Here is a 12,380-nt window from a genome sequence, read left to right as displayed (position 1 = left end):
TATATTTACCAACTAGACTTTGTAACTCCTGGAATTTGCCCAAAAGAACATAAATCACGCAAAACAATTCTACATAAACCAAATTTTCTATATACTCCTCTTGGTCTCCCAGTTAAAGCACACCTATTTCTAATTTTGGTTTTAGAAGAATTTCTAGGCAATTTTTTAATTAATTTATTTTGAGCTGTAAACCTTTCTACAATAGACAAATTCTTATTATTTATTATAGATTTCAATTTTTCTCTTTTTTCTTTATATTGATCGCACAACTTTATTCTGCGAAGATTTCTTTCTATCATAGATTTTTTTGCCATATATTTCTCCTCTCAATTAATCAAAAAAAGGAAATTTAAGAGCCAGTAATAATTCCTTTGCTTCCTTATCACTAACTGCACTTGTTATAATATTAATATCCATACCTCTAATTTTACTTATTTTATCATAGTCTATTTCTAAAAACGAGATATGTTCCTTTATACCAAAGGAAAAATTACCATTACCGTCAAATTGCTTCACACTAAATCCTCTAAAATCTTTTTCCCTTGGCAAAGCAATATATATCAATCTTTCTAAAAACTCATACATTTTATCTCTACGCAAAGTTACTTTGCAACCTACTGTAGCACCTTTTCTGATCTTGAAGCCAGAAATAGATTTTTTTGCAAAAGTTGATAAAGGCTTCTGCCCAGCAATCAAATATAGGCTATCAAGTGGTTCATTTATTGCTTTACTATCTGTAGCAGCATCTCCAACGCCCATATTGATACACACCTTGACAAGTTTAGGCACTTGCATTATATTGCCGTAATTAAACTTATCCTTCAAGGACTTTACTATGCTATCTTTATACAATTCTTTAAACATATCAACCTAATCTATCACTTCTCCAGAAACTTTTGCAAAACGCACTTTTCTACCGTCTATAACCTTAAACCCCACTCTAGTTGGAGTTTTATATTTAGGGTCCAATGTTGCAACGTTGGATATATCAATAGCTAACTCTTTATTTAATATACCACCACTACTACCAGCTTTTGGTTTAGTATGTCTCTTATGCACATTCACTCCAGAAACAATTACTTTCTTTTTAGCATCACGTGCTATAACTTTGATTACCTTACCAATTTTTCCCTTATCTTTACCAGTTAAAACTATAACGTCGTCACCACTTTTTATTTTAGCACTCATTATAAAACCTCAACAGCTAATGACATTATCTTCATAAAAGAACCAGATGATAACTTTTTTACCGGACCAAACACCCGAGTGCCAAGTGGTTCACCTTGATCGTTAATCAAAACTACAGCATTGCTAGAAAAACGAATTACAGAACCATCAGATTTTCTAATAGGGCTTTTCACCCTCACCACAACTGCTCTATATACTTTTCCCTTCTCAACTTTCCCTCTTGGAGTAATAGATTTAGTAGATACAATAACTGTGTCACCTATAGATGCAGACTTTCTACCACCCAATAAACCAATACAAAGCACTGCACGCGCGCCAGAATTATCAGCTACTTCCAACAATGTATTTTTTTGAATCATATAAATATCCTATTCAATGTGAGCTATTAACAATAACCCATTTTTTAGTAGTAGAAATAGGCTTGTGTTCTTGTATTAAAACCTTGTCCCCTTCTTTACAACTATTATTCTCATCATGTGCTGTATACTTCTTGTATTTTTTTATAACCTTTTTATACAGCTCATCCTTATACACTTGTAATACCGAAACCTTTACAGTCTTATCACACTTAGCCTTAGTTACAGTACCACAAAAAACCTTTTTAGGCATTCTTTTCCTCTCTTCTTCTTTTATTTAATGTAGTTAAAATACGAGCTATGCTCTTTCTTATTAAGCTAAAACGCGAAATATTGTTGCACTGGCCCAGCTTCTTTTGAAAAACCAAATTAACAAACTCTTTTCTCAAATTCACAAGAATTTCATGCAATTCTTGCGAGGACCTCGATTCAATGTCAGCTATATCCATTGCAACTCCATTTAATTATGATTAGATACAAATTTACACTTCATAGGAAGCTTAGCAGTTGCCTTTTCAAGCGCCAATCTTGCTAAATGCATGGGAACATCACTGCTAATTTCAAACAACATTCTACCGGGCTTAGCTTTAAATACCCAAAACTCAACACTACCTTTCCCTTTACCCATACGCACATCCGCCGGCTTTTTACTAACAGGGGTATCAGGAAAAATTCTTATCCACACTTTACCAGAGCGTTTTAATGTTCTAGATATTACACGCCTTGCAGTTTCAATATGCTTAGATTGAATCCTACCTGCTTCCATAGCCTTTAGACCATAATCTCCAAAAGATAATGTGCTACCACCTTTCGTGTTACCCTTAATTCGTCCTTTAAATACTTTTTTATATTTACTTTTTTTAGGAATAAACATTTCAATATACCTAATTAGTTACCAATATAAACCCAGACCTTAACTCCTATGATGCCATATATAGTTTTTGCTTCAGCAAAAGCATAATCTATATTAGCACGTAAAGTATGCAAAGGCAAACGGCCTTCTTTATACCACTCAGTACGAGCTATCTCAGCTCCGCCAAGGCGCCCAGAACAACTTACTTTAATACCTCTAGCACCCATCCTCAAACAACTTTGAATAGCTTTTTTCATCGCTCTTCTAAATGAAACCCTTTTTTCTAACTGCTGTGCAATGCTGTTTGATATTAAAACTGCATCTATTTCAGACCTTTTAACCCCTACTACATTCACTTCCACATTATTTTTTACTTTTTCAGCTATCTTTTGCTTTATCTTCTCAATATCCGAGCCTTTCTTACCTATTATCACTCCAGGTCTAGAAGAATGTATTATTACAGATACCAAATCGATCGTACGCTCTATAATTACTTTAGAAACACCAGCATGCTTAAAAGATTCATTTATATAACTGCGAATAGATAAATCTTGATGCAACCCTTGTTTATAACCCTTCTCAGCATACCAAATAGATGACCAAGTATTAATTATTTTTAACCTAAATCCTTTAGGATTAACGTTTCCCATATTTTTGCACTTTCCTTATTAATTTTCTATTTTTATGAATCATATAATTTCCCCCAATTTTACAGTTATATTACTATAACGTTTACTAACTCTATTAGCCCTACCCATAGCTTTTGGACATACCCTACGCAAAGTAAGAGAATTACCTATTAAAATTTCTTTTATATATAAATTATCGATATCCAATCCATAATTTTGAGCATTAGCAATCGCAGAATTTAATACCTTCCTTATAAGACCTGCAGCTTTCTTTTCACAAAATCTTAATTGCACAGTGGCAAAAGAAACTTTTTTATTACGTACTAAACCAGCAACCAAATTCAATTTACGAGGAGTTGATTTTAAAACCCTAGAACCAGCTTTAACTATTACATCTCTGTTTTTCATATCAATTACCTTCTTGTCGCCTTTTTATCACCACTATGCCCAGTAAATTTACGAGTGGGTGAAAACTCACCAAACTTATGACCTATCATATTCTGATCATTAACATTCACAGGAATGTAATCCTTACCATTATAAACAGCAAACTTTAAACCTAAACAATTAGGAAGAATTACAGAAGCCCTGGAATGAACTTTTATAGCCATGTTAACAAACCCCTTGTTTAAAGCATTATTCACCGACTTTAATATAGAAGGATGACAAAAAGGAGGCTTCCATGCAGATCTACTCATAAACTAACCTTTCAATTGTTTTATATACTTATCACTAGATTTATTTCTCCTTCGAGTTTTCTTTCCTTTTGTTGCAACACCCCAAGGAGTAACAGGATGACGACCACCAGAGGTTTTTCCTTCCCCGCCTCCATGAGGATGGTCAACCGGATTCATTGCAACTCCACGTACAGTAGGTCTAATCCCAAGCCACCTACTTCTCCCAGCTTTACCCAACTTTCTATTCTTATGGTCAGGGTTAGATACTACACCAATAGTAGCCTTGCAAGAAGATAAAATCAACCTAATTTGACCAGACCTGAGTCGTAATAAAACATATTGGCCATCACGACCAACGATTTGTGCATAACAACCAGCAGCTCTAGCAATCGCAGCACCATTACCTGGCTTCAGCTCAACATTATGAACGAAAGAACCAACAGGTATATGCTTGAGTAGTAAACAATTCCCTGGCAAAATATCAGCATCATTCCCAGCTGTAACAACATCACCTGGCTTCATACCTTGAGGAGCTAATATATAAGACTTAATATCATCTTCCTTATATGATATTAACGCCAAAAACCCACTTCTATTTGGGTCATACTCTATTTTTTCAACTATACCTTGACCACTTCTATTACGCTTAAAATCTATCACTCTATACTTCTTTTTGTGACCACCACCCCTATGACGAGTTGTAATTCTACCATGATTATTTCTTCCACCACTGGACTTTTTACCGGATGTAAGAGACTTTTCTGGCTCATCTTTTGATAAACCAACTTTACTTACTAACACAGTCCCACGAGAAGACGGAGTAACAGGATTAAAAAATTTCATACCCATACTAAACGCTCATTATATCTAATTTTTGACCATCCATCAAAGAAAAATAAACTTTCTTTTTCTGTTTTTCACAACCAATCACACCCCTAAAACGCCTATATTTAGGCTTAATTCTAACAACATTTATAGAAGAAATTTTAACATCAAATAGAGACTCTATTGCCAACTTTATTTGACGCTTATTTACATTTACAAAAACATACAAAGAATATTTATTAAACTTCTCCCTCAAAAAAGAGGCCTTTTCTGTAATTATAGGAGATTTTATTATATTATTATATTTGATCATAACAATCTACCTTCAAGATGCTTTAAAGTATCCTTTGTCAACATCACGCATTCGTGATTCAATATATCAAAAACATTTAACCCAATAGGTTTGATTAAGTCTACATAGTGCAAGTTTTTAGCCGCACGCAACAAATCATCTCCATAATCACCAACTATCAAAAAGGAAGAAAATTTAAAATTTTTAATACATTTACACATTTCAGACGTTTTCTTCACATCAATATTTAAATTATCCAGAATAATTACTTGATTATTTAAATACTTTAGAGATAAAGCAATTTTTAAACCAAATTTGCGTACCTTCTTATTAAGAGAATAAGTATGACTCCTCACAACAGGGCCGAAAATAATCCCACCACCTCTAAATTGAGGAGATCGCAAGCTCCCTTGTCTTGCCCTACCGGTACGTTTTTGACCATAAGGTTTAGCTGTTGTACCAGAGACATCACTAATACCTTTTGTTTTATGAGTACCAGCTCTTCTCTTCGCTAATTGCCATCTCACTATATCATGCAAAATACTCAATTTTTGCTTAGCAGAAAATATCAAAGGATTGAGCTGAGCAGTACCTACATTATCATTAGATAGATTAACTAAATTACATTCCATAACTAACTTACCAAATTACTAGCATCATCATTTACATCTAACAGTAAACCTACCGGAAAAGGAACATCTTTATGTAAAGATTTTTTAACTGCATCTCTTACAAAAACATAGGAATTTTTAAACCCAGGAACATTATTACCCTTCACAGCAATTATACTATTTTCATGATCAATGGATAATATCTTCATATTTTGTGCAGTTATCCTGCTGTTACCTAAATGACCAGCCATTTTCTTTCCTTTGAATACTCTACCAGGATCCTGACATTGGCCAGTGGAACCTTGTGATCTGTGAGCAATAGAAACACCATGAGATGCCCTAAGCCCACTGAAATTATGCCGCTTCATCACACCAGCAAATCCTTTACCTATAGAATAACCCGTAATATCAAGATATTGACCAACCACAAAATGATTGATTCCCACTTTTTTACCACATTCTATTCCCGACAGGTCATTTAATCTACTTTCGTATAACTTACATTTATTATTTATACCCTTTTTCTTTAAATATTCCAACTGAGGTTTTGCTATATTTTTAAAATCTCCTGTGCCTAAAATGACTGAATTATAGCCACATTTATCTTGTCCTTTTATATCAATAATATAAGTTTCGCTGAGATGCAATAAAGTTACAGCCATGCGACTATTGTCAGAATACATAGCAGTATGACCAATATTCATCATTAGTAAACCAATTCTCCTCAGCGAATTTATTCTCTTCATTTCCTTCTCCTAAACCTTAACTTCCTTGACTTTTAAATCCACTTCTACGCCAGCAGAAAAAGATAAACCTGTAAGCATCTGCATCATAGTAGGAGTAAGATCATGTAAAACAATCAAACGCCTAGAAGTTCTCATTTCAAACTGTTCACGAGATTTTTTATCAACGTGAGGAGATCTATTAACAATAAATTTAGAATCTTTCCTTGGCAACGCAATCGGACCAGATAATTTTGCACTGGACCGCTTTAATTCATCAACAAATTTTCGAACACACTCCTCCAATAAAGAACAATCGAAAGCCTTAATGTTAATATATATATCTTGCTTCATCTTAGTTACTACACTCACTCCAAAATTTCAGAAACAACACCAGAACCAACAGTTCTACCACCTTCTCTTATCGCAAAACGCAATCCCTTATCCATCGCTATCGGTACTTGCAATTCTACTTCTATACTCACATTATCTCCTGGCATTACCATCTCCTTCCCATCTAGCAATTTTACGCTCCCAGTTACATCTGTTGTCCTTAAATAAAACTGTGGCTGGTAATTCGCAAAAAATGGTGTATGCCTTCCTCCTTCCTCTTTCTTTAATATATAAACCTCCGCCTTAAACTTTCTATGCGGTGTTATCGTCCCCGGTTTCGCTAATACTTGCCCTCTCTCCACTTCTTCTCTTTTTGTTCCTCTTAACAATATTCCTACATTGAGTCCTGCACTTCCCTTATCCAGCAACTTCTTAAACATCTCAACACCTGTGCATATCGTCTTTTGCGTCGCTTTCAGACCTATTATCTCTATCTCTTCTCCCGTCTTTATCTCTCCCTTCTCTATTCTTCCTGTTACCACTGTTCCTCGCCCCGATATCGAAAATACATCTTCGATTGGCAATAAAAATGGTAAATCCACAGGCCTTGGTGGAACCGCCACATATTCATCTAACTTTTCCATCAATTTATCTATTGATTTCTTTCCATATTCGCTGCTGTCATCCTCCAGCGCTTTCAATGCAGATCCCACTACCACAGGAACTTCATCCCCTGGAAATCCGTATTTATTCAGCAATTCCCTCACTTCCATTTCTACTAAATCCATCATATCAGCATCAGCAACATCAGCTTTATTTATATACACCACGATATATCCAACACCTACCTGCTTCGCCAGCAATATATGCTCTCTCGTTTGTGGCATTGGCCCATCAACCCCTGACACTACCAATATCGCCGCATCCATCTGTGCTGCACCTACTATCATGTTCTTTACATAGTCAGCATGTCCAGGACAATCAACGTGTGCATAATGCCTTTTTTCCGTCTGATATTCAACATGCGCTGTTGCTATCGTTATCCCCCTCTTCCTTTCTTCTGGCGCCTTATCTATCTGATCATACGCTACAAAATTTCCATAATGCTTTGTTATCGCCGCTGTTAACGTTGTCTTCCCATGATCCACATGTCCTATTGTTCCCACATTTACATGCGGCTTTCCAAATGCTTCCACTATTGCTGTCATAATTTAAACTTTTCTACCTAAAATACAAATACATCAATAAATAATATGTTGATTTTATAAAAATACAACAAAAAAAAGAGCGGATAGTGGGAATCGAACCCACGTCACTAGCTTGGAAGGCTAGAGCTCTACCATTGAGCTATACCCGCACAATGGAGGAGGTAGGATTCGAACCTACGTACGCTCACGCGGACAGATTTACAGTCTGTTACCTTTAACCACTCGGTCACTCCTCCGCAAAAATTTGTTAAGAGAATACTATTTTAGCATCTTAACTTAAGCTCTTATTGTATTTAATACTAAACGCCTAAAATTAAAAAATCAAGCAATAAAACCTACCCTGATTAAAATCACGCAGATTTCATTTTATACAACACAATATTGTCAATAAAACGTTTAAACAAATAATGCGAATCATGCGTACCTGGCGCTTCTTCTGGATGGTATTGCACAGAAAAGACTGGGTAATCCTTCATCATTATTCCCTCTACACTATTATCAAATAGAGAAATGTGAGTAATTTCAACATTACTTAGAAGAGAAGCTGAATCAACAACGAAACCATGATTTTGGCTAGTGATCTCAACTTTTCCACTAATTACATCATAAACTGGATGGTTACTCCCTCGGTGACCTATATCCATCTTGATGGTCTTTGCCCCCAAAGTAATCGCAAGTAATTGATGGCCCATGCATATGCCAAAAATTGGTATTTTAGATTTTATAATAATGTCTATTTCTGAAACTACACTTTCTCCTATTTCTTGCGGATCACCAGGACCATTTGAAAGCACTATACCATCTGGATTCATACTCAACACTTTTTGAGCAAAACCTGTGCTTGGTCTGATTAATTCAACTGTACAACCAAGTTCTATTAAGCGTGAAACTATACTGATTTTTACGCCAAAATCAACGATTACAACCCTATATTTTGCATTAAGGTCTCTTTTAAAATTACTATGCAAGCTAACTTTATTGGTTATTTCTATCCCATTTACAGGTTTGTATTTCTTCAATTCATCCAACACATGCGTCTCGCTTGACGGGTATATCATTCCATTTTGAGATCCATGTTCTCTCAAATGTCTCGTTAAAGCTCTAGTATCAACTCCTGATATCCCAATCACGTTATTTTTCTCTAACCAATCATTTAAACTGATATATGAAGAAGAGTGGGACATAGAAGAAAGTTCACGCATAACCACACCACTTGCAAAAATTTTCTTTCCTTCATTATCTTTATGGTTTACTCCAATGTTACCAATATGAGGAAAAGTGAACGTTATAATTTGATCGGCAAAAGAAGGATCAGTTATAGTATGCTGATACCCGGTCATACCAGTGGTAAAACAGATCTCACCTATGCACTTGCCTTTTTTACCTACTGATTTTCCCCAAAAGCATTTACCATCTTGTAAAATTAAAACTGCGTCCTGCACTTCATTATCTATTTAACTGATTCAAAACAGTATACAAGAATTTCAAATAATACGTAACTCTTTCTAAAACTCCAAATTCAACCATAAGGCGGCGAAGAACAATATGAAAAAAATTTTTAACACGCCCTTCCATAAAATATGTTGACTATCTCCGTATTTTATATTAGATATATTTAGTAGTTAAAAAATAGAGAGGTTAGTTATTATGCTAAGTGGGTTTCAGTCTAAAAATAAGTTACTAATTGCAGGAGCTGGTTTACTATTCTTTACGATGGTGTTGCCATCATTTTTTCTCTTAGCAAAAATAGCCATAGGATTAGCTATGACCGCAATTGCAATAATCGCGGTAAAAATTGTCTCAAAAATAATATCAAACGTTCTTGAAGAGAAGGAAGCAGGTCAAAATCAGGAAGCACAACAAACAACACAAAGTAAAATTATAAACCTGGCTATTGGATTAACATCTATATTGGTAGGAGGATTATCAATGCTCATTATAGCAAAAACTGGCTTGATTGCAGCATGTGCAGCTATAACTGCTTTAGCTCTACACGAATATGTTAAAAATGAAGAAATAGGAAAAGATATAAACAATAAATTCGATAAGGTAGCTGACGGTATCACTGACTTTATTGTTAGCAGTGTTGAAAAACTTATTCCAACAAAGCCGCCAGGCATAACAGCCTAAACGTATCCGTTCAGGAGAGTGGTTTAAGAAACAATAGATAGGAGATTTTGGAAAGGATTGAGACCCCTTTGTTTCCAAGTTAAGTATAATGAAATTATCCGCTCAAGGAATGTATTTCCCCGCTTTGATTGTGTAAAATATGAGTTTTTGCGATAAACGACATAATGCCGAATTTGTATCCGTTCAGGAGAGTGGTTTAAGAAACAATAGATAGGAGATTTTGGAAAGGATTGAGACCCCTTTGTTTCCAAGTTAAGTATAATGAAATTATCCGCTCAAGGAATGTATTTCCCCGCTTTGATTGTGTAAAATATGAGTTTTTGCGATAAACGACATAATGCCGAATTTGCCGTTCAGCGTGGTTATTTGTCAGCGGAATATTTTCTGGGTCATCTAAAAATTTCCACATCATTCTTTCAGATCTCAGAACATTTTTTGCAACTCGAGAGGCTCCAATTGCTTCAGGTAAACGAGATATCTCCTTCAAGTAATACTTTGTACGTTTTCTTAATTTTCTGGCACGTCTGACAAACCTCAAAACATCTATCTCACTTTTTAGTAAAGCTTTTTTTAGTGCAAATAATTCAGTGGCCACGTTTCTCAAGTAACAACCCAGAACTTTAACTTCAATATTCCAACTATGTGCTAATCTTTCAAAATCTCTTGATAAATGTGCCCAACAGATTTGCCTGTTTTTATCGGCAAAATAATTGTATGCTGCATACCTGTCAGTTATTACCAAGCTATTGCGATTGCAGAATTTACTATTTTGTAAAACTTTCATTCCTCTTGACTCTGTAAATTTTACAAAACTTGCCGTATTGCTTGCAAACATCCAACACCAAGCGAGTTTACCTTTGTTATAATGGCTCGTTTCATCAATATGTAGAACTTTACTCCTACTTATCTCTTGTTCGATCTGCTCATACATTTTTTTGCATTTTGAAGCAACTCTATGTTCACTATTTGATATGCTACCGACGCTTATGTTCAAATTGAAGATATCATTTACGACACTCGCTATTTCGCGTTTTGAATTTTTGTAGAATCCGCTGAACGCTGCAATTATTGACTTAACCCTTGGACCAAATGTATCTGGCGTAACACCTTCCGGTAACTTGCTACTTCTTCTCTTTCCGCATCTCCGACAACGGCCATGTTCTAACTGATATTCCACTACATAAGGCTTGATTTCTGGAAGATCAACTTTCTGATGAATATATGGTTTTTCACATATTGCAATTTCTCCTCCGCATTCGCAAGTATTAGGCAACTCTATCTTTACTACTTTATCTGCATCCATGTTGGCGCAAAAACTTCCTTTATGACCAACCTGACCGCCAATATTCCTTTCGCTTTTCGGCTTATTCTTTTTTATTTTATACAACTCTTTGGAACTTGGTATTGATGAATTTTTTGAGCTTAAACCGAGTCTTTCTCTTAACTCAGCATTTTCTATCTTTAAAGCCTTATTTTCTGCTTTTAAACTTTCATTCTCTTTTTCCAATCTTTCTATTTTTGCTTCTAACCTTTCTATTTTTTGCTGTAAATTTTTGCAAAGTTCTAAAAGGTTTACCATATTATTTCACTTTTGCTCTATGATTATCTTTTTAGATCACCTTGTCTACCTTATTCTGCCACTCCGCTGAACGGATACCTTCAAGAGCACCAAATATTTTCTTGTGATTAACATTAGTCTTTTTATTCCGATCTTTACTAGTCATATAAACCTCATATTAAAAATACTTTTTAAGCGTACAATAAACTTTATACATCTTACTACTCATTATAAATTATAATGAGTAGATTTGCAAATACTTTCTACTATAACAATCCATTTTCTCGAAAGCTGAAATAGCCTCCACTTGTGATGATAATATGGTCAAACAATTTTACGCTTACAGTACTACATGCTGCTGCTAAGCTCTTCGTTACTGCTTGATCTTCTTCTGATGGCTCTAAGCTCCCTCCAGGATGGTTATGTGACATTATTATTGATGTTGCATTTTTCATTAATGCCTTTCTTGTAATTTCCTTTATGTATACTGGTGCTTTTTCCATTTCACCAATATAGGATTCTTCTCCAATTAGTTGACGCCTTTTATTCAAGTACAGTATTTTTACACATTCCCTTTCTGAGTGGCCTATACTTACGTTTAAGTACTCTACTATCCCTTGTAAGTCCATGATTGGCTCACTCTTAAGCTTTTCTTTCAGTACCCTTTCTAGTGTTTCCTTAACACACATAATCATTGCTACTGCAGAATCAGTTACTCCTTCTATAACTTTCAGGTCATCCATTTCTCTACCTAAAATCCTTCCTACTCCTGTATAAGTATTCACCAAATTTTTAGCAATTTCTTGAGCCTGTGGGCTTTCATGTACTGCACTTAGAAACGTTTCCATTATTTCACGATCAAGTAGTGCTTTGCCTTTGCTTTCTAATATTCTGAATTCGATTTCTTCTTTACTTTTATTCATATAATTTACCTTTCACTAACAACAAACTTTTTTTAGATATTTACTGCTGTTTTTTATCAGCATTGGCATAAAGCC

Annotated in this window: 20 protein-coding genes, 2 tRNA genes and 1 pseudogene; 1 reads left to right on the top strand and 22 read right to left on the bottom strand. The window is 35.0% G+C overall.

Annotated elements, in window-relative coordinates; translation table 11 throughout:
• Window positions 1-5: 5 nt before the first annotated feature.
• The 19 genes from rpsN to carA form a co-directional block, all read right to left on the bottom strand.
• Window positions 6-314: a 30S ribosomal protein S14 gene (rpsN, locus tag AAGD51_RS02570; RefSeq protein WP_006279345.1), complete on the bottom strand. Its 309-nt coding sequence runs from the start codon at window positions 312-314 to the stop codon at window positions 6-8.
• A 16-nt stretch (window positions 315-330) separates the two neighbouring features.
• Entirely contained in the window at window positions 331-864 is a 534-nt protein-coding gene (gene rplE, locus AAGD51_RS02565; protein WP_010962750.1) for a 50S ribosomal protein L5, read from the bottom strand.
• A 6-nt stretch (window positions 865-870) separates the two neighbouring features.
• Window positions 871-1,188 carry a 50S ribosomal protein L24 gene (gene rplX / locus AAGD51_RS02560; protein WP_006279347.1) on the bottom strand — a complete coding sequence of 106 codons (318 nt, stop codon included), beginning with the start codon at window positions 1,186-1,188 and terminating at the stop codon, window positions 871-873.
• Window positions 1,188-1,547, bottom strand: coding sequence for a 50S ribosomal protein L14 (gene rplN, locus AAGD51_RS02555; protein WP_006279348.1), 360 nt, complete (start codon window positions 1,545-1,547; stop codon window positions 1,188-1,190). Before rplN ends, rplX begins: the two co-directional genes overlap by 1 nt.
• 13 nt (window positions 1,548-1,560) lie before the next feature.
• A complete protein-coding gene (rpsQ, locus tag AAGD51_RS02550) occupies window positions 1,561-1,797 on the bottom strand; it encodes a 30S ribosomal protein S17 (protein WP_007549925.1) in 237 nt (78 codons plus the stop codon).
• Window positions 1,790-1,993, bottom strand: coding sequence for a 50S ribosomal protein L29 (gene rpmC, locus AAGD51_RS02545; RefSeq protein WP_006279350.1), 204 nt, complete (start codon window positions 1,991-1,993; stop codon window positions 1,790-1,792). Before rpmC ends, rpsQ begins: the two co-directional genes overlap by 8 nt.
• Window positions 1,994-2,004: 11 nt before the next feature.
• Window positions 2,005-2,418, bottom strand: coding sequence for a 50S ribosomal protein L16 (rplP, locus tag AAGD51_RS02540; protein ID WP_010962752.1), 414 nt, complete (start codon window positions 2,416-2,418; stop codon window positions 2,005-2,007).
• 14 nt (window positions 2,419-2,432) lie between these two features.
• Window positions 2,433-3,047 (bottom strand): 30S ribosomal protein S3, encoded by a 615-nt coding sequence (gene rpsC / locus AAGD51_RS02535; protein ID WP_010962753.1) that lies wholly within the window; start codon window positions 3,045-3,047, stop codon window positions 2,433-2,435.
• Between the two features lie 39 nt (window positions 3,048-3,086).
• Window positions 3,087-3,434 (bottom strand): 50S ribosomal protein L22, encoded by a 348-nt coding sequence (gene rplV / locus AAGD51_RS02530; protein WP_341810491.1) that lies wholly within the window; start codon window positions 3,432-3,434, stop codon window positions 3,087-3,089.
• Between the two features lie 5 nt (window positions 3,435-3,439).
• Complete coding sequence (gene rpsS, locus AAGD51_RS02525) at window positions 3,440-3,724, bottom strand: 30S ribosomal protein S19 (RefSeq protein WP_006279181.1); 285 nt, start codon at window positions 3,722-3,724, stop codon at window positions 3,440-3,442.
• Window positions 3,725-3,727: 3 nt separating this feature from the next.
• On the bottom strand, window positions 3,728-4,552 hold the full coding sequence (rplB, locus tag AAGD51_RS02520; RefSeq protein WP_015589143.1) for a 50S ribosomal protein L2: 825 nt from the start codon (window positions 4,550-4,552) through the stop codon (window positions 3,728-3,730).
• Between the two features lies 1 nt (window position 4,553).
• Window positions 4,554-4,841, bottom strand: coding sequence for a 50S ribosomal protein L23 (locus AAGD51_RS02515; protein WP_015589144.1), 288 nt, complete (start codon window positions 4,839-4,841; stop codon window positions 4,554-4,556).
• The gene (gene rplD / locus AAGD51_RS02510) at window positions 4,838-5,452 is read right to left on the bottom strand and encodes a 50S ribosomal protein L4 (RefSeq protein WP_012673183.1); all 615 of its coding nucleotides are present in this window, start codon (window positions 5,450-5,452) and stop codon (window positions 4,838-4,840) included. The genes AAGD51_RS02515 and rplD overlap by 4 nt, the downstream gene beginning before the upstream one ends.
• Before the next feature lie 2 nt (window positions 5,453-5,454).
• Window positions 5,455-6,177 (bottom strand): 50S ribosomal protein L3, encoded by a 723-nt coding sequence (gene rplC, locus AAGD51_RS02505; RefSeq protein WP_006279218.1) that lies wholly within the window; start codon window positions 6,175-6,177, stop codon window positions 5,455-5,457.
• Between the two features lie 9 nt (window positions 6,178-6,186).
• Window positions 6,187-6,507: a 30S ribosomal protein S10 gene (gene rpsJ, locus AAGD51_RS02500; protein WP_012673184.1), complete on the bottom strand. Its 321-nt coding sequence runs from the start codon at window positions 6,505-6,507 to the stop codon at window positions 6,187-6,189.
• A 14-nt stretch (window positions 6,508-6,521) separates the two neighbouring features.
• On the bottom strand, window positions 6,522-7,694 hold the full coding sequence (gene tuf, locus AAGD51_RS02495; protein WP_236514841.1) for an elongation factor Tu: 1,173 nt from the start codon (window positions 7,692-7,694) through the stop codon (window positions 6,522-6,524).
• A gap of 78 nt (window positions 7,695-7,772) precedes the next feature.
• Window positions 7,773-7,843: transfer RNA gene (locus AAGD51_RS02490), tRNA-Gly, on the bottom strand.
• Between the two features lie 4 nt (window positions 7,844-7,847).
• Window positions 7,848-7,930 (bottom strand) — tRNA-Tyr (locus tag AAGD51_RS02485).
• A gap of 114 nt (window positions 7,931-8,044) precedes the next feature.
• Window positions 8,045-9,136 carry a glutamine-hydrolyzing carbamoyl-phosphate synthase small subunit gene (carA, locus tag AAGD51_RS02480; RefSeq protein WP_236514842.1) on the bottom strand — a complete coding sequence of 364 codons (1,092 nt, stop codon included), beginning with the start codon at window positions 9,134-9,136 and terminating at the stop codon, window positions 8,045-8,047.
• A gap of 205 nt (window positions 9,137-9,341) precedes the next feature.
• Between carA and AAGD51_RS02475 the strand changes: the two genes are divergently transcribed.
• Window positions 9,342-9,824 (top strand): hypothetical protein, encoded by a 483-nt coding sequence (locus AAGD51_RS02475; RefSeq protein WP_077188183.1) that lies wholly within the window; start codon window positions 9,342-9,344, stop codon window positions 9,822-9,824.
• 23 nt (window positions 9,825-9,847) lie between these two features.
• On the opposite strand, the pseudogene AAGD51_RS02470 reads toward AAGD51_RS02475, so the two are convergent.
• From AAGD51_RS02470 to AAGD51_RS02460, 3 genes and pseudogenes are all read right to left on the bottom strand, one after another.
• A pseudogene (locus AAGD51_RS02470) lies at window positions 9,848-10,000 on the bottom strand (IS66 family transposase); the annotation flags it as partial.
• A 20-nt stretch (window positions 10,001-10,020) separates the two neighbouring features.
• Window positions 10,021-11,403, bottom strand: a complete 1,383-nt coding sequence (locus AAGD51_RS02465) for an IS66-like element ISWen3 family transposase (RefSeq protein ID WP_341810490.1) — start codon at window positions 11,401-11,403, stop codon at window positions 10,021-10,023.
• Between the two features lie 245 nt (window positions 11,404-11,648).
• Window positions 11,649-12,305, bottom strand: coding sequence for a RadC family protein (locus AAGD51_RS02460; protein WP_006280787.1), 657 nt, complete (start codon window positions 12,303-12,305; stop codon window positions 11,649-11,651).
• Window positions 12,306-12,380: the final 75 nt, after the last annotated feature.

This window comes from Wolbachia endosymbiont (group A) of Volucella bombylans (assembly GCF_964026965.1).
Lineage (GTDB): Bacteria > Pseudomonadota > Alphaproteobacteria > Rickettsiales > Anaplasmataceae > Wolbachia > Wolbachia pipientis.
The sequence above is the reverse complement of the archived record's forward strand: the minus strand, read 5'-3'. Positions and strand labels throughout refer to the sequence as shown.